The organism is Chryseobacterium sp. A321 (assembly GCF_054489265.1).
Map to the genome: position 1 here is coordinate 1,691,085 of NZ_JBTMWZ010000001.1, position 17,714 is coordinate 1,708,798.

Genomic DNA, 17,714 nt, shown 5'->3' on the forward strand with positions numbered 1-17,714 from the left:
TTTAATGTTAAGTTTTGGTAAACTTGTTAAATTAAAGCTAAATTTTTCGTATATTTAGACTCTATTAAATGAATTACTATGGAAAGAAAGACCAGAGTTTCGGTATTTGAGAGTGCAATTCAGCAAGAAATTCAACTCGTAAAATCGAAATTAGACGAAGCCGGAATAGAGAATGCAGTGGAAAATGCATACATGACTTTTACGACCACACCGACAGCGAATATGCTTAGTGTGAAAGTAAATTTGAATAAAGAGCAAGAAGCTTTTGATATTATTGACCAGTGGCTCCTAGAGTCTAAGGCCACTCAGAATTAACCAAATTGTTTCATATAGTAAATTTTAATTTTATTGAAACCGTGATGCAGGAGCATCGCGGTTTTTTTCATCTAAGCAGAACTTCTTTTCTCTAGGTCAAAAATAAAGTAGCTTTGCTAAGAGAATTCCAAAATGACAGAGAGTATGAAAATTGACAATCCTGAACTTACCTTTAGAAAAGCCACGATGGAGGAAATCCCCCAAGCGTGGTCCATTATTAAATCGGGAATTGAACTGCGCAAAAGTCAAGGTTCAAAACAGTGGCAAGACGGCTATCCCAATGAGGATTCTATCGTAACGGATATTGAAAAGGGATATGGCTTTTTCATTGTGAACGGGAAGGAGATAGTAGCCTATTGTGCCCTGATTGAAAACTACGAACCTGCCTACCAGGACATAGAAGGAGAGTGGTTTACTCAGGGAGAGTTTCTTGTGGTGCATAGAATGGGAGTGAGTCCAAGTGTAAGTGGAAAAGGATACGGGAAAATGCTTCTGCTTTTTGCGCAGAATTATGCCTTGCAGCGTGGGATTCCCTCGATTAAAGTGGATACGAATTTTGACAATGTGGCTATGCTAAGAATTATAGACTCCCTTGGATATACCTACTGCGGGGAGGTTTTTTTTCGAGGAGCTTCTCGAAGAGCCTACGAAAAAGTACTATCTAAGGAGAAATCTATTCAAAAATAAGAAGACAAAAGTCTCACGAATAACAAGGCAATGGACGAAAAAGAAAAATGCATGCGGGGTCTACTGTACGATGCAAACGACCTTGAGTTAGTGGAGGAAAGATTAAAGTGCAAAGTGATTCTTCAAGAACTAGAGCAGCTCTCCCCAAGGGAAATCCCTAAGAGGAGAGAGGTTCTATCTTCTCTTTTAGGTTCGACAAAGGAAAATTTCATCCTGGAGTCAGGATTTAAGTGTGACTATGGCTATAACATCCATGTAGGAGAAAATTTTTTCGCCAACTTTAATTTGGTGATTCTTGACGAAGCCCGCGTGGAGTTTGGTGACCATGTGCTCATTGGACCCAATTGCTCCTTTTATACCGCGCTGCATCCACTCGAGTACGAAAGCCGAAACTTAGGAGTGGAAACGGCAAGACCCATTAAAGTGGGAAATAACGTGTGGCTCGGTGGAAATGTAGTGGTGTTGCCCGGCGTTGAGATTGGTGAGAATTGTGTGATTGGTGCAGGAAGTGTGGTTTCCCGTTCGATTGAATCGGGAATGCTTGCCTTTGGAAACCCTTGCAAAGCGGTCCGTAAGATTATACAAAATCCAAAGGAGTAAAAGAGTCTTTGTCTCTATTTCACGAGCAAAAAAAGGAGGCAAAATAAAGCAGGTTTCTGTTTGGAATGAGCATAAAAGGAGAGGGCCGTTTCTTGCGTGCTGGTTTATAGAACTTATTTATTTTATCGATAATCTCAATTGGTTCGGTAATTTACGAACCAAAATTAGTACCTTTGCCCACGTAAATTTATACCCTTTATGCGCAGTCGTATTGCAATCGATCCCTCCCTGTTTGAGGATTTTGTTTCGTTCTATGGCGAGTTTTTTCACTTGCCTCCATTGGCGGCGAAAATTCAGGCGTTTCTAATCTTTGATTTTGACCGCCAGGGAGTCACTTTCGAAGAATTGGTGGAGGCTTTTTCGGCAAGCAAAAGCTCCATCTCAACCAATTTGCATCTGTTATTGGAAATTGGACTCATCAAGGAAATCCCAAAGGAAAGTAGAAAACGTTTTTTCAGTATTAACAATGAATTTATCCGTCTACGTTTTGAAGAGCTTTTGGAGCGATTAAAATCAGAGCGTTCGCTTTTTGAAAGGCTTATGGTATTTCGCGGCACGCAGGGAGAATATTCCAAAGAAAAATACGAAATTTACAGCAACCTTATTGAAAATAGTATCGCAAATATAGAAAACTCACTAAGACAATTATACAATGAATAAACGAATCGTTTTATTACTAGTAGCCTCTTTAGCGTTAGGGGCTTGTAAGAAAAAAGAAACTCAGGCTCCAAGTCAGACCAAAGCTGTTAGCAGCGTGAAAGCTCAAACTCGAAGCGTGACCGGATACACTTCCTTTCCGGCTAGTATTCAAGGGCGTGTGAACAATGACGTGCGCGCGAAAATCCAAGGATACATTACTCAAGTACTTGTGGACGAAGGTCAGTTTGTAAGCAAAGGACAACCCCTTTTTCGTTTGGAAACCAATACCCTTAATCAGTCCGCTTCTGCGGCAAGAGCAGGGATCGGAGCTGCAGATGCGAGTGTAAAAGCAGCCCAAAGTGCTGTCAATGCAGCGCAAGTCGAGGTGAATAAAATTAAACCGCTAGTCGATAAGAACATCATCTCTAGTGTTCAGCTTCAAACCGCTCAAGCGAATTTAGCGGGTGCCCAAGCGCAGCTTTCGCAAGCCATTGCAGCCAAAGCACAGGCAAGTGCAAACTTCCAAGGCGTTCAAGCGAATATCGATTATTCTGTGATCCGTTCTCCTATTTCAGGGGTTGTGGGTAAATTAAATCAACGGACTGGTAGTCTTGTGGGACCTTCCGACCAGCAGCCGATTACCACGGTTTCGGATACGAGTGAACTTTATGCCTATTTTTCCATGAATGAAACGGAGTATTTGAATTTCTTAAAGAATTCTTACGGTTCTACCATGAGTGAAAAATTGAAAAATATGCCTGCTGTAGAATTGCAGATGGCAAACGGTGATATTTATTCGCATAAAGGAGTAATTAAAGCCGTTACAGGCCAAATTGACCCTAGCACAGGAACCATTCAATTTAGAGTGTCGCTTCCGAATCCAGAAAAAATGCTAAGCAATGGGAACACGGGAACGATTCTTCTTCCTAAAACCTATACGAACGTTCTTGTCATTCCTGAGACGGCGACTTACGAACAACAGGGACTTGTTTACGTGTACAAAATTGTAAAAGATACGGCTACTAGCGCGGTCATTCAAGTGACGGACAGAGTGGATAACCTTGCCATTGTGGAAGGAGGTTTGAAAGAAGGCGAAACCGTCGTAGCAGAAGGTGTGGGGAGCTTAAGACCAGGAACTCCTGTCAAAGCAAAACCTGTACAATTGGATGACATTCTGAAGGCCATTAAAACCCAATTTAACAATTAATAAGTGCAAAGTGAACTCGGCTATTTGGAAATTAAATGAAGGACAAATAGCCAAAATCCAAGATAAAAATGATAAAACGATTTATAGATAGACCCGTACTCTCGACCGTAATTTCGATTATGATCGTGATCCTCGGTATTCTGGGACTCATGGCACTGCCTGTAACCCAGTATCCAGACATTGCCCCACCTACGGTAAGAATCTCCGCAAACTATACGGGAGCGAACGCGCAAACGGTAATGAATTCGGTTGTAATTCCGATTGAAGAGCAGGTCAACGGGGTAGAAGGGATGGATTATATTAATTCCACAGCCCAAAACAATGGATCGGCATCGATCCAGATCTTTTTTAAACAAGGAGTTGATCCAGATATTGCGGCCGTAAACGTTCAAAACAAGGTACAACGAGCCATGCCTTTACTTCCTTCTGAAGTAACGCGCTCCGGGGTGATTACTCAGAAGCAGCAAACCAGTGCGCTTATGTTCCTAACGTTCTATACGAGCAATCCGGATTTAGACGAGACCTGGCTTCAAAACTATTTGAACATTAATGTCGTTCCTGGACTAAAACGGGTTAACGGTGTTGGGGATGCGATGGTATTTGGAGGCAAGACTTATTCCATGAGAGTTTGGCTTGATCCTTCCAAAATGGCGGCGTACGGTATTGAACCTACAGAGATTTCTGCCGCGATTAACGAGCAATCTCGAGAAGCAGCTGCGGGATCTTTAGGGGAGAATGACGGAAATTCCTTTGAATATGTAATTACCTACAAAGGGAAATTTGACGAAGCTTCGGAATATGAAAACATCGTAATCCGCTCCCTTGGAAATGGACAGTTTTTACATTTAAAAGACGTGGCAAAAGTAGAACTTGCCGCACTTTCTTATTCTGGAATTGGAGAAAGTAATGGAAATCGTTCCATCAGTATGGGGATCTTCCAAACACCGGGCTCCAACGCACAGGCCATTATTGAAGACATTAATGTTTTTCTAGAGCAACAAAAAGGTTCGTTTCCAGAGGGCATTGGATACAACATTAACTTTGATACCAACGAATTCCTAGAAGCTTCCATTTCAAAAGTAGTGACCACCCTAATTGAAGCCTTTCTACTCGTATTCTTAGTAGTTTATATTTTCCTTCAAGATTTCCGTTCTACTTTGATTCCGGCCATTGCGGTTCCGGTATCCATTGTCGGAACGTTCTTCTTTTTAAATTTACTTGGCTATTCCCTTAACCTATTAACTCTCTTTGCCCTGGTTCTCGCCATTGGAATTGTGGTCGACGACGCCATTGTCGTGGTAGAAGCCGTCCATGCGAAATTAGAGCAAGGAATCACCGACGCGAAAAGAGCCACGGTGGAGGCCATGGACGAGATTACAGGAGCGATTATTTCCATTACCCTCGTAATGGCAGCCGTTTTTATTCCTGTAACTTTCTTAGAAGGTCCTACAGGAGTCTTTTACCAACAGTTTGGGATTACCCTAATTATTGCGATTTTAATTTCGGCTGTAAACGCCCTAACGTTAAGTCCAATGCTTTGTGCGCTTCTCCTTAAGCCGAATGCACATCACCACAAAGAATACACGGAATTAAATGTCCGAGATAAATTCTTCTATAAATTTAACGTAGGATTCAAATCCATCACCGATCGTTACGGTCGATCGTTCCTCTTTTTAATTCGCCACAAATGGGTTACCCTTATCATTTTTGGATTAGGAGGACTTACCTTCTGGTGGGCTAATTCTTCGATGCCTTCTGGTTTCATTCCAAGTGAAGACCGAGGAATTATCTTTGCAGACATTCAGCTTCCGCAAGGTGCCTCCATGGAAAGAACCTATTCGATTTTGCAAGATCTTCAAAAAGAAGCTCGGAAAATTGACGGCGTACAAAACGTTACCTTTAGTTCGTCTCGTGGTTTTATGTCCGGACAAGGTTCCAACGTAGGGCAGGCCTTTATTAAATTAAAGCCTTTTAAAGAAAGAACTACGGATGCCACAAGTGTACAAGGAATAACTGGTCAGTTGTTTGGACTGGCTCAAAAGTATCCCGATGCAAAAATGATTTTCTTCTCTCCTCCAAGTGTCCCTGGATTTGGTCAGAGTGAAGGGTTTAATTTTGAGCTTTTGGACCGTTCAGGTGGAGAGTTATCCAACTTAAGTACCGCTGCTCAGGATTTCATTGCAGAACTAATGAAGCGTCCAGAAATTCAGTTTGCTTCCACTTCCTTCAATACCAACTACCCTCAATACGAGATAATCATTGACATCCCTAGAGCAAAAGATGTAGGCGTTTCTGTCAACAGCATTTTGAGTGCGATGCAAGGGTATGTAGGAGGAATTTACGCTTCGGATTTCACGAAATACGGAAAGCAGTTTAGAGTAATGATTCAGGCCTTGCCTGAGGATAGAGCAAATGCTCAGGACTTAAGCAAACTCTATGTGAAAACAGCGAGTGGGCAAATGACACCGCTTTCTCAATTTGTAACTCTAGAGCGTACCTTTGGTCCTCAATCGATTGAGCGTTACAACCTCTTTACTTCGGTTGGGATTAGTGGATCCAACGCACCGGGTTATTCCACTGGAGATGCAATTAAAGCTGTGCAGGAAGTACAAGCTAAACATTTATCAACCGATTATGATGTTGAATTTACGGGGCTTTCCAAGGAAGAAATGAAAGCAGGTTCCCAAACTTATGTAGTGTTTCTGTTAAGCTTCCTATTTGTGTACTTCATTCTAGCGGCTCAATACGAAAGTTTCATTCTTCCGTTTGCCGTCATCGTGTCCCTTCCTTTAGGAGTTATTGGAGCATACTTTGGTCAGAGCATTATGGGACTTGAAAACAACATCTATTTCCAGATTGCCATTATCATGCTTATTGGACTCTTAGCCAAGAACGCGATTTTGATTGTGGAATTTGCTGTTCAGCGTAGGCATAAGGGTGAGAGCATTGCTATGTCTGCAATCAATGCGGCTAAAGCCAGACTTAGACCGATTCTAATGACCTCCTTTGCCTTTATCTTCGGGATGCTTCCCCTTGTGTTCGCAAGTGGAATTGGGATGGTTGGAAACCGATCCATTGGTACCGGTGCAGCTGCAGGACTACTGATTGGAACCTTTGTAGGTCTATTGGTTATTCCCGTGCTTTACGTCATCTTCCAATGGCTTCAAGAAAAAGTAGTACCTCTTAAAAAAGAAGTGATTAATTTGAACGAATAAGGGAGAAAAACCTTAAAAATAAATTAAAAAGACAATGAATATTTATATACAAGCAAAATCGGTTATTCTTCCCCTAGCTCTAGGAGTGCTGCTTACTTCGTGCGCAACCGCCACAAAGTATGAAACGCCTCCTCAGGTGGTAGAACAGACCCTTTATAGGACAGATCAGCTGCCTCAAGATTCTCTGAGCTTTGGCGATGTATCTTGGCGTGAAATCTTTACGGATCCTATTTTGCAAGGGCATATTCAAAAAGCCTTAGACAACAATATCGACGTGCGTATTGCCCTTCAAAATATTGTGTCCGCAGAAGCTTATTTAAAGCAAAGCAAAGCGGCTTATCTGCCAACTATTAACATCGGACCGAACTATACGTTCAACACCCAATCGTTAAATACGCAGTCCGGTCAAATGCTTTCTGAGCGTACGCACAATTCGCAGTGGGACCTAACGGGCGCCTTAAATTGGGAGATTGATATTTGGGGGAAGATGGCCTCTGAGCAGCGTGCACAAATGGCTTCTTATCTAGGAACCGTTTCCGCTCACCAATCCATTAAAAGCGATTTGGTAGCTGCCGTAGCCGCCTCTTATTTTCAGTTGCTCACCTTTGATGAGCAAAAGAGAATTATTAACGAGACGATTTCACTTAGAGAAAAGAACCTAGAAACCACCCAAGCACTTAAAGATGCGGGATCACTAACGGAAGTGGCCGTTCAGCAAAGTGAAGCTTTGGTGCATAATGCGGAGTCTCTTTTAATCAACATTGATATCCAGATTGAACTTCTGGAAAATACGATGAGTCTTTTGCTTGCAGAACCCTCTGCAGCGATCACTAGAAGTACGCTTGAGGATCAGAACTTGCCCATCGCACTTGATCTTGGGTATCCTAGTCAATTGCTTAGCAACCGTCCTGATGTGAGAATGGCAGAACTTAATTTGGTGCAAGCCTTTGAGCTTTCAAAAGCAGCCAAAGCGCAATTTTACCCACGTCTTACCATCACAGGAAGTGGGGGGCTGCAATCCAAAGACATAGACAATCTCTTTAGTGCAAATTCTCTTTTTGCCAATGTGGTAGGAGGTTTGTTGCAACCTGTTTTAAACAAAAGACAGATTAAAACACAATACGAAGTAAGTTTAGCGAACAAAGAAATTGCCTATTTAAACTTTAGACGATCTGTTTTAACGGCAGGAAAAGAAGTTTCTGACGCCATCAAAATGTACTCTTCCCAAGATTCATTTATTGCCTTAAAGCAAAAGGAATTAGACGCATACCGTAAAAGTGTCGAGTTTTCGCAAGAACTTGTAAATTATGGGATGGCCAATTACTTAGAAGTACTTAATGCCTCGGTCAATCAACTCAATGCGGAGCTTAATATCTCGAATGCCCGATATGCAAAAATGCAGTCCGGAATCGAGCTTTATAGAGCTTTAGGAGGAGGTTGGAAGTAATCCATTAGCAAATAAAGCAAAGCGCGGGGAAATATTGATCCCTGCGCTTTGCTATTTTTAAAATATTACCTATTATTGCAATCTGAATTCAGATCTTTCTGATTTAGAATGGGGGATTGGCGCAGTTGGCTAGCGCGTTTGACTGGCAGTCAAAAGGTCACGGGTTCGAATCCCGTATTCTCCACTTTGATAATCAAGCACTTACAAATTTGTAGGTGTTTTTTTATTTTACATTTCAACACAATTTCAACACAAAATTAAATTAAGTACTTTTTCAGATACTGGAATTACGAGAAGAGATAATTCAAAAAATGTTATATTTGGTAAAATTAATAACCACAACAGAACATCCATTGATTTTCGACCATCGTATTTGGGCAGATGCACTACAACAAGGTTGAATTTGATTTAATTACAAATTCCAACGAACCTCAATAACTTGTTTAGAATATCACTTGAAATAACACGTTACTGAAAATTTACAAAAAAAACAAAAATGCAAAGCAATTATTCAGACCTTGAAAAACTCGCTGAATTAAGAGATAAGGGAATCCTAACTGAAACGGAGTTTAATGAAAAAAAATCAGACATCTTAAAGCAAAAAACTAATAGTATTCAACCTCCTAAAAAGAAAAATACAGGGTGTTTAAAAAGCTTGGGTGTCTTATTCCTAATTTTTTGTGGTTTCTCATTGATATTTTCAATCTTTGAAGAAGAAAAAAATACAACCGAACAAGCCGCGACAAAAATAATCGAAACTGATAACAAAGAATTTATAGTACCAGAACTTGATAGTCTCATCAACCAGTTAGAGAATGAAAAATATACTGATGACATCAGCAATGTGAATTCGATTATTTCATCTCTCAAGGTTTTCGGAACCATGTATAGCAAATATGAGAATCATGAAGATTTGGAAGTTCAGAAAAAGGTAAAAGAATTTAAAAAAGCGGTCATCGATTATCAAGTGCGAATGCTTCCACAAATGAGAAAGACATACATTGATCAAGCCGATGAAAAGTTGTGGCGCTCAAATATAGAAGTTCAATCCATGGGAGGTTCTCATAAAACAATTCAGTTAACGGGAGCAATTTTGGCAAACAATGCGAATAAAGAGGACATTCTTAAATCAATGCGAGAAATGTTGGACGATTTACGTTTTCAACGTGTCAACATGAAATGGTACAAGTATGATAAGGAATTCACCTATTTTGAATTGAAAAATCCGTCAGATAAAGAATTGTATCATTAACTACAAAATTTCCAACTTGTAATTAACGTGCAAAAAGCGATTCAATGGTAAATCTAGGTTATCTCGGCCGCTTCGGAATCCATTAAAATGTTTTCAATAGCTTTTAACTGGTCTGCTGGCAGGGTTCTTAATTTCTCTTCTGTCAAAGTGAAGCCGTTGATCTGTATGTAATTATTTTGCGTTCCGATACGCTTGCTAGTTTGACCAGAAACAAACTCCAGAAATAAACGCTGTGCACTTACATTTCCTTCGATTGCGCTTTTCGTCATCGCTCCAATTACACGGTCTGTCATCATTGTAAATTGTGCGGTGTATTGTTTATAATGCTTGGAAGATTGAAGAGTTTCCAAATGTTTGTTTATTGTTGGTCTCGATAAATCTGTCATTGTTGCAATGTGCGTTCTGGTCGGAAAACGGCCATAGGCTGAAACATAATTTTCAATGCATCTGGAAATTGTAAGATGGTTTATTTCCCAGACTGTAAATTTAAATTCGTCTTTCGAATAAAACTCCAGTTGCTCTTCGAGTTTCTTTAAATACTCATCTTTTTCGTGGTGTTTTAGTGAACAAAGTTTTTCATTTACAACCATACTGAAAACTTTCCTTTCTTCTGCAGTAAGTTTATCAAACTGTTCTTTTGGTACTGGATTTTTAGAAAGTAAGCGTTTCGCTTTCCTTTCCATTTTTGTAAAGTTTTGTAAAGTGCTATTTTTCATTTTTCATTAATATTTTGTTTGTGGAGGTGTCACTCCTTACACCTTGAGCACACCTAAACTAGTTCGTAAGTGGCTGTAAGTCAATTAGCATTACACCCGTTACACCTAAAATAAAGTAATACTAAATAATAAATATTGTTTTTCTGTTTTTACAACTTTTTTATTTTCCGTGTGCGTAAACTTTAAAATAGGTGTCATAGGTGTGATTAATATTGATAATCAATCTGTTATGAAGCCATTTGGGTGTCATTTAGGCGTGTTTCTGTTACACCCGTTACACCTTTTTCCAAATTTTGTTACTTTGCACATAGTCCAGACCTAGTTCTTTAAATTCTATAAACGTCTGAATGTGCTGTTTTGCATTATTCTGGTTATAGATAGGCTGGTACTGGTAGAGTACTGATTGCTTATGAATCATAAGAAAGTCACTCACACAAAAAGAATCTTTATATTTTAGCACTTCTAAAACTCGTTCCATTTCTTGAAGCTTAGCATCATTCGAAAAGTACGCTAGAAAATTGTCTCCTCGCTTGTCATAATCAATAGACCTAAGGCCACTTTTTAAGAAGACTTGCACGCAATAAAACCCAAAATTAAAGAAGGCGTTCCATTCCTTTGCGCTCCAGTCACTAAAGAAGGTTTTTCCAAAGTGGTCTATGGGTGTATTTTCAATATTCCAGTAATTCGTGAATTTATACTCTCTAAAACGTCTATTTGTAGAGCTGGCTTCCTTATCATAGCGAAATGCCCAGTTTGTAGAAATCACAAATTTAGGGGTATACTCAAACGGAATAGTATTTCCTCTAGTTCCTTTTCGCTGGCAAAATATTGCGTTCGAAATATTTGTATAAAGTGCATTATAGTTAAAATTTCTAGGGACGTCATCAATGTAATAAATGTCGTGTTCGGGTTCTAGGTCTGCATGGACGTGAATGTAACTAGGGTCGTACTCTTCACCACCTTTAAAAATTGTAGGTCTAAAATAAGATAAGGCCGTTTGCACAATACTTTTTCCTCGTCCTCCATTTCTGCTTTCTCCATCTGCTCCTTCATCTGATAAGATTATAGCGTAGTTTTTAGCTAGGTCTTTATGGTTGCTAATAAGATACCCAAACATAGAAAAGAAAGCATTTACCACCTCTTCTTTATAGTCCGTTCCCGTACATGCTAGTGTTAAAAACTGTTCAAACTCGGACCGCTCTTTCTCTCTGGGAATGATCTCTATTTCTTTCTTCTGTGTCGAATGCTTCGGAAAAAATCCGTTTATTTCTGCATAGGGTATAAGTTTTATTTCGTCAGAAGTTATTCTAACAATTCCATTATTAAAAGGAATGTCAACTCTATTTTTAGTGTCTCTGTGATAAGTGAGTGGAATAGGGTCTAGCAATAGTAAAGAATCTTTGATTTTGGTCGTGGCTTCCTTTGCTATAGTGTTTTCCAGCTTGCTGGTGTCTAGCTCATTGATATTGCTCTTGAGAAATGATACTAGGTCTGTTTTATGACTGTAAGGCTCTATAATCTTATTTGTGTTTTTAACTAGGGTCACCTCATCACGGCCCTCAATGGCAATACGGATAAATCCCTCTTGCTTTAAAAATTTAGCATATTGAAAAGGTGAAGTGTTTCCGAAATAATCATAAAAATTTACTGGAGCTTCTAAAACTTCTGGCGGTGTGAATTCCTTTACCTTAAATTTAATATGTCCAAACTCTAGCTTTTCGCACTCATGAGAATCTAAAGTTATTATGCCGTCATGAAGCCTAACAAAGTGGTCTAAGTTGTTTTCACTTACAAACTGCTCAATGTAAAACTTTTCATGCTTAGTCATGTCTTCAAAAAGCTTTCCTCTGGTATTAAATCGCTCGTCGGTTATGACCTCTTCAACTCTTTCACCATAGATAGGCCTTAATTGTCTTCGTACGTCCTCTATTTTCGCTCCTTTTGCTTCATGGTGCATGTTTAGTAACATATTAAATTTAGCCTTCTCTATTCGCTCGTAAACGTTAAAAGGCTCAATACCTAGCTCCATAAAGATAAATGTCGGGTTTGCTTGTGCTATGTCGTACTCCTTTATTTTGAAAGGCAGTTTGGCCCTTAGGACCTTTGGTATTTGCGTTAATGGATTGTATTCTCGGTTGCCTTCTCGCTTTACTCCGAACATGTCATCGTAAATAGGTGGGTAGCAATTAGAGAGCTTTAATACCATGAATAAAACATACTTGTCATAAAGTTCTAGGTCGAAAGGCTTAAAATCGGGGTTCTCGTCGCATTGCTTATAGTATTCCTTCAACTGGTCTAAGTCATGTCGAAAATACCTTAAATCTAGTGCTTTGCCTTTGCGGTACGAATCAACGTATTTTTGATAATCATTATTAATTAGAGGTGCTCTGGAAATGTATTTATAATAAATAAGCATTGCTTCATCAAGATCGTTTCTAAACTTTGTAGAGTGTTCAATAGCATCGTAAAGTCCGAAATTTACTTTTCTGCTTTTTGAATTCTCCTTAGCTCTAATAATTAAATCCTTTTTCCAGCTTTCTACAAATGACGTAAAGCTATTAGTATTATATTCTTTAGTCATTGCCTTGCTGTTTTAAATATTCTAGGTAAACTCGTTCGTTAGTCGTGTAGAATCCAGCTCTATAGTGCGAAATAGGACAAAGGCCTTTATAGACTAAGTAAATTCTATTTTCCTTTCTTAACTCAGCAACTCTTCTACAAACATTTGGTCTCTCCACATTGGTGAGGAGTGCTACTTGAAACATAGTATTTGGCTTGTCGTAGAATGCATTGGAAACTTTTTCCTTTTCAGTTTTAAATTGCTTATCTTTACCATGCCCTTGATTATTAAGGCTTTGGTGTCTCTTCTTTGCCATTGCCTTATTTTTTTTGGGTTAATAAAAATGAATCTACTTCTTGGAAAATGTCTTCACTCGTTTTCTTCCTTCCAGTTTTAAGGTAGGCAATAAGCTCACTAGGGGAAAAGTAAAGCCTATTTCCTCTTCGCATCGCTGGAAGTTCACCTCTTGAAACTTTGGAATAAATTGTAGGAACTGCAAGGCCCAGTAGTTCGCTGGCTTCTTGCATCATTATGGGCCGTTCTATGACCTCATTAGTGGAAGTCTGTTCAGACTTGAAAAGCTCTTTTAGTTCTCTAACCTCTTGGGTTAATTGCATTACCGCATCGGGTAAATCATTGAAAGTTAACATCATTACAAAGTATTTTATTTGTTTACTTTGTAAAATTCAAGGTGCTTTTTTGGGTGCAACTGGGTGCGATTGCACTAAAAAATGCCCTATTTCATAACTATCTGGTTTTAAAGTTGCTTGCTTTGTAGATACTCTTCGACTTCTTTCGGAAAATTTGTGAGTTTTAAAACTATTTCTCTCCAGTCTTCACTATAATTATTTATCAAAATATCACTTGTTTCTAAATTGACTGTTGCTAAAATCTTTAGCCATGCTTTATAGAAAGTATTAGAATCTCCAGTCCATTTTGTATTTTTGGAATCTTTTAAAACAGTGGACTTGGTGCGATGGAATGCGCCTTTCTTAGCCATAACCTCAAAGTAATATGTTAATGCAAAATGCTTACATGACACTTTGATGTTACCTTCATCGTTCAAGCCTTGTTCTACTTTGCTATTTTTCTGTGCTACAATTTCTTTATAAGCTGAAATTAGATGAAACCTAATATAGTCCACTTCATCGGGCGAAAGGTTTCCATGGTATAAATTATTAGTTACTCTTGGCAAATGCACCCAAGACTGCACATCTCCTTTAATAAATCTTGCATTACTCATCTTCATGTCATGGTCCATTGCCTCTATAAACAGAATCAATCCATTGAAAAACTCGCTAATAGAATAATGGTCTACTTTTGCTTTATTCCATTGCCGAATAAAATAATCCTTCAAAATATCCCTACTACTTCTATTTAGATAGCCTTCTAATACAATTTTCACATAATTAATTTCTTCCATAATTACAAACCTTCTATTAACGCATCGGTTTTACCTTTCACAACTTCGCTTTCGAATCCAGCTAGATAGCTTTCTGTTACTGATATTTTACTATGTCCTAGTAAATTGCTAATCATGGAAATGTCAGAACCAGATCTTTGTAAAATCGTGGCGAAGCTGTGTCTAGCTGTGTAAGTGGTAACTTTTTGGTCTAGTTCTAGTTTTTCAGAAATACGCTCCATGTATTTATTAATGGTCTTCGTTAATTGTTGGTGAACTTTACGCTGGTCTTCTGCTGTCATTTTACTATTTAAGTAAGGAAAAATAAAGCCTTTTCCATTAATTGAAGGCGAACCATATTTAGAAATTACGGCCTTACTTTGTGGCTTTAAATGTATTTCTATCGGGTCTTCGTCTTCTTTGGTATTTGCAGTTTTTGCTCTTTGGTAATAGAGAATGTCTCCTCTAAGATTTTCCCACCTTAATAGACAAAAATCTTTTACATTCATTCCATTACATAAATAAAGAAAAGTCCAAATGTCTCTAGCTTTTTCTTCTGCTTTGGTAGTGGCTTTATACTTAAATATTTTAACTATGTCGCTCATGTTTAAAGCCTTCTTAATGTTTTTGCCGTTAGGAATCTCATATTTTCCACGTCCAAACGGGTATAAGCTCGAGGAAATATTCTGCTGGTTATAGATAGCTCTTAAATTTCTTAGATAAATTCCTATGGTAGTTTTACTTTTGCCACTATCTAGCATTGATTTTTCGTACTTTTTTAAAAGGGAAGGGGTAATGTCTGCAAAGGTTATTTTCTCTTTAAAATCTAGTAAGCTTTTTAAAGCATATTCGTAAGTAATTGCAGTTCCTATTCTACCTTCGTCTTTAAGCTCTGAAACTTTGTTATTGAAGGCTTGTATTATGTCGCTGTGTGTGTCTCTGTCTGTGTAAAAAGCTTTCTCGAAACTATCATAGGTAAATACTGGAAGCGTTTCTAGAATCGTGTCTGCTTTGGCCTTGAAGGCTGTTAGTTTAGTATAAATTTCTTTTTGTGCTGTATTACGTCTCTTTGAAAACATAACACTATTAAACTCTTCTGGTGTAAGTTCCAGTTCAATAGGGTAATGCTTTCTTTTTCTGTTAAAGTAAACTTCTAGTTTTACCTTACATTTTCCGTTCTGCTTTGGGTGATACTTGTCAATAAAAAAATTTATCCTTGCTTCCATTTCAACACAATTTCAACACAAATATAGCAAAACTCCACAAAACAGTCAAATATTTCAACACAATTAAAAATATAAAAAAGCCTTTAAATAAGGTTGTTATAGTGTATTTGTTTTGTGAATAAGGTTTTAATTTTGTATCAAAAAACTTGACTGGCAGTCAAAAGGTCACGGGTTCGAATCCCGTATTCTCCACGTAAACCCTCTTAAACTCCCGTGTTTAAGAGGGTTACTTTTTTTGGCGTGCCAATCAAGAAACCTTCGTTTCATTCACAACAGTCCCATTTAAACGAAGTTGGGCAAAAGCCGCCTTATTGCATTAAGATTCACTGCACGGACAAACCTCAGCGATTCGTTCTCACTGGAAAATCTAAAAACAAAGAGAGATAATCGCACCTACATCGATTATCTAATTGTACCATAAAAAGATTAAGACTTTATATTGTCTACCGCGAGTCCCACAAAGACGACTAGCGAATAGAATACGATGACCCCTAGGAAATAGGCCATAAAGACCTTGAAATAATTCATTTTGGATTTGCGGCCGTAAAAGTCTGTAATCGCATAGAGGGTATAAATAATCGCTAGAATACCTCCAGTGATAAATAATTCTACGCCGAAAATCCAGTGTATAAGGCCTGCCAAACCAAAAATAAGCATAGAAAAGCCCATCACGTAACTTAGGAGTACTAAAATCTCAAAAAAGTTATACTTCGGTTTTCTGAAAAACCACTTCAAAAATAAAGCGATGAAAAGACCCATAAACAAATTGGAATACCCGTAATGGTCTTGAATCCATGTAAGGATTTTGGCTACCGTAGAACCATCAAGCTCCCCGTAATTAATAGTATGGTGTTTCACTAAGCTATAAAGTAAGGAGGTTACAATTAAGAATAGGATGGGCTTTATGAGCTTCTTTCTATTTAATTTTAGATACGCTCGTATGCTTTCTCCTGGTCTAATAAAAAGGGCCTTAATGGTATAGAAAATTCCAGTGTCCATATGCAATACATGCTCAATTTCGTGCACTATGTATTTGGCATCGATCCGCTTTAATTCAGAGGGAGTTCCGCAGTTTGAACAAAATTTGCCTGTTAATTCTGTTCGACATTGGTTGCAATAGTTCGTGAGTAGCTTTGGTTTCGAGAGGTTAATTTCGTTTTAGATCTTGGTTTAATAAAAGAGCAAATAGGCAGACGCTATTTTAGTTTGTGAAATCTACAGTTGCAGAAGTCTGCCCGATAACATGCTTTGCACTAAAGTCTTTTTTTCAGTCTCTCAAATGTAATTATTTTTCTTGATACAAAGAGTTTGCATTTTGTAGGTTTTCCTTAAAATTCAACTCTCAAAGACGAGGTTCTCCATACCTCATTCCTTTAGCGCATCATTTAACTTAGTAGGATTTTCTAAAACTTAGAAAAAATCCTCTAACTTTATCGGATCCAACACTCAATAAATACCGTGAATTTATGAATAACAATCCAATTTTCGATGCCATTGTGGTAGGAGGGAGTAGCGCGGGACTCTCCGCTTCGTTAGCCTTAGGAAGAGCTCGCAGAAAAGTGCTCCTTATTGACAGTGGCTTGCCTTGCAATCGCATGGCACCCCATTCTCATAATTTTTTCACTCGTGACGGTACTCCTCCTTTGGAGCTTCTGTCGACTGCTCGCGATCAATTAAAACTTTACAAAACCATAGAGTCTGTAGAGGATTTAGTGACGGGAGTCGAGAAGACAAAAGAGGGCTTCGACGTAAAAGCGGAATCCGGTAAAACCTGGAGCACAAAGAAAATGGTCTTTGCTACAGGGATAAAGGATATTATGCCTCCCATTCCTGGATTTATAGAGGCTTGGGGAATTTCCATTATCCATTGTCCTTACTGCCATGGATATGAATACCGAGATCAGAAAACAGGCATTCTTGCGGCGGGCAAAAGCGCCTATGAAATGGGGAAATTAATCTCCAATTGGACCGGAGATTTGACGATTTACACCAATGGGGAAGAGGAGCTTTCAGAAGACTACAGCAGGGCTATAACGAAGAAAGGAATAAAGATCGTAGATCGCAAAATTAAAGAGCTGGTGCAAGAGAATGGAAAGCTTAAAGCGGTTTTGTTTGAGGACGACTCGAGCGCAGAACTGAGCGTTTTGTATGCGCATCCTGAATTTGAACAGCATTGTAAGCTTCCCATAGACCTAGGCTGTGAACTCACAGAGCAGGGGCACATCAAGGTGGATATGATGACGAAAACTTCTGTGGAGGGCGTGTTTGCTTGTGGAGACAACTCAAGCTTTATTCGCTCTATTGCAAGTGCGGTCTTTGCGGGAAGCATGGCCGGTGGCTCGCTGAATGCTGAGTTAATTAATGAGGTATTTGAATGAAATTAGGGTTGCTATTATTGATAAAGACTAAGACATTCATTTCATATAACCTGCTTTTAAAATCCTTATA

The 17,714-nt window shown here is 38.7% G+C and carries 16 protein-coding genes and 2 tRNA genes; 11 read left to right on the plus strand and 7 right to left on the minus strand.

The features are described from left to right. Positions 1-78 precede the first annotated feature (78 nt). From ACX3PZ_RS07925 to ACX3PZ_RS07965, 9 genes are all read left to right on the plus strand, one after another. Entirely contained in the window at positions 79-315 is a 237-nt protein-coding gene (locus ACX3PZ_RS07925) for a DUF2007 domain-containing protein (RefSeq protein WP_459083936.1), read from the plus strand. Between the two features lie 144 nt (positions 316-459). Further along, positions 460-1,002: a GNAT family N-acetyltransferase gene (locus ACX3PZ_RS07930; RefSeq protein ID WP_459112449.1), complete on the plus strand. Its 543-nt coding sequence runs from the start codon at positions 460-462 to the stop codon at positions 1,000-1,002. Between the two features lie 30 nt (positions 1,003-1,032). Beyond that, positions 1,033-1,602, plus strand: coding sequence for a sugar O-acetyltransferase (locus ACX3PZ_RS07935; protein WP_459083938.1), 570 nt, complete (start codon positions 1,033-1,035; stop codon positions 1,600-1,602). 198 nt (positions 1,603-1,800) lie between these two features. Beyond that, on the plus strand, positions 1,801-2,262 hold the full coding sequence (locus tag ACX3PZ_RS07940; protein WP_459083939.1) for a GbsR/MarR family transcriptional regulator: 462 nt from the start codon (positions 1,801-1,803) through the stop codon (positions 2,260-2,262). Then, positions 2,255-3,448: an efflux RND transporter periplasmic adaptor subunit gene (locus ACX3PZ_RS07945; RefSeq protein ID WP_459083940.1), complete on the plus strand. Its 1,194-nt coding sequence runs from the start codon at positions 2,255-2,257 to the stop codon at positions 3,446-3,448. Before ACX3PZ_RS07940 ends, ACX3PZ_RS07945 begins: the two co-directional genes overlap by 8 nt. A gap of 68 nt (positions 3,449-3,516) precedes the next feature. Further along, positions 3,517-6,663 (plus strand): efflux RND transporter permease subunit, encoded by a 3,147-nt coding sequence (locus ACX3PZ_RS07950; protein ID WP_459112450.1) that lies wholly within the window; start codon positions 3,517-3,519, stop codon positions 6,661-6,663. A 34-nt stretch (positions 6,664-6,697) separates the two neighbouring features. After that, a complete protein-coding gene (locus ACX3PZ_RS07955) occupies positions 6,698-8,110 on the plus strand; it encodes a TolC family protein (protein ID WP_459112451.1) in 1,413 nt (470 codons plus the stop codon). 110 nt (positions 8,111-8,220) lie between these two features. Beyond that, positions 8,221-8,294 (plus strand) — tRNA-Ala (locus tag ACX3PZ_RS07960). Positions 8,295-8,606: 312 nt separating this feature from the next. After that, positions 8,607-9,362 carry an SHOCT domain-containing protein gene (locus tag ACX3PZ_RS07965; RefSeq protein WP_459112452.1) on the plus strand — a complete coding sequence of 252 codons (756 nt, stop codon included), beginning with the start codon at positions 8,607-8,609 and terminating at the stop codon, positions 9,360-9,362. A 53-nt stretch (positions 9,363-9,415) separates the two neighbouring features. Here ACX3PZ_RS07965 and ACX3PZ_RS07970 read toward each other — a convergent pair whose 3' ends face one another. From ACX3PZ_RS07970 to ACX3PZ_RS07995, 6 genes are all read right to left on the minus strand, one after another. Continuing rightward, entirely contained in the window at positions 9,416-10,078 is a 663-nt protein-coding gene (locus tag ACX3PZ_RS07970; RefSeq protein WP_459112453.1) for a hypothetical protein, read from the minus strand. 274 nt (positions 10,079-10,352) lie between these two features. Next, complete coding sequence (locus ACX3PZ_RS07975; RefSeq protein ID WP_459112454.1) at positions 10,353-12,659, minus strand: hypothetical protein; 2,307 nt, start codon at positions 12,657-12,659, stop codon at positions 10,353-10,355. Next, positions 12,652-12,954 carry a hypothetical protein gene (locus ACX3PZ_RS07980; RefSeq protein WP_459112455.1) on the minus strand — a complete coding sequence of 101 codons (303 nt, stop codon included), beginning with the start codon at positions 12,952-12,954 and terminating at the stop codon, positions 12,652-12,654. The genes ACX3PZ_RS07975 and ACX3PZ_RS07980 overlap by 8 nt, the downstream gene beginning before the upstream one ends. A gap of 4 nt (positions 12,955-12,958) precedes the next feature. Beyond that, positions 12,959-13,291 carry a helix-turn-helix domain-containing protein gene (locus ACX3PZ_RS07985; protein ID WP_459112456.1) on the minus strand — a complete coding sequence of 111 codons (333 nt, stop codon included), beginning with the start codon at positions 13,289-13,291 and terminating at the stop codon, positions 12,959-12,961. 104 nt (positions 13,292-13,395) lie between these two features. Continuing rightward, entirely contained in the window at positions 13,396-14,061 is a 666-nt protein-coding gene (locus ACX3PZ_RS07990; protein ID WP_459112457.1) for a hypothetical protein, read from the minus strand. 2 nt (positions 14,062-14,063) lie between these two features. Next, positions 14,064-15,266 carry a tyrosine-type recombinase/integrase gene (locus tag ACX3PZ_RS07995; protein WP_459112458.1) on the minus strand — a complete coding sequence of 401 codons (1,203 nt, stop codon included), beginning with the start codon at positions 15,264-15,266 and terminating at the stop codon, positions 14,064-14,066. Positions 15,267-15,382: 116 nt separating this feature from the next. On the opposite strand from ACX3PZ_RS07995, the gene ACX3PZ_RS08000 reads away from it, so the two are divergent. After that, positions 15,383-15,458 (plus strand) — tRNA-Ala (locus ACX3PZ_RS08000). 234 nt (positions 15,459-15,692) lie between these two features. On the opposite strand, the gene ACX3PZ_RS08005 is transcribed toward ACX3PZ_RS08000, so the two are convergent. Further along, entirely contained in the window at positions 15,693-16,265 is a 573-nt protein-coding gene (locus ACX3PZ_RS08005; RefSeq protein ID WP_459112459.1) for a DUF3667 domain-containing protein, read from the minus strand. 467 nt (positions 16,266-16,732) lie between these two features. Here ACX3PZ_RS08005 and ACX3PZ_RS08010 point away from each other — a divergent pair, with 467 nt between their 5' ends. Beyond that, the gene (locus ACX3PZ_RS08010; RefSeq protein ID WP_459112460.1) at positions 16,733-17,644 is read left to right on the plus strand and encodes an NAD(P)/FAD-dependent oxidoreductase; all 912 of its coding nucleotides are present in this window, start codon (positions 16,733-16,735) and stop codon (positions 17,642-17,644) included. Positions 17,645-17,714 lie beyond the last annotated feature (70 nt).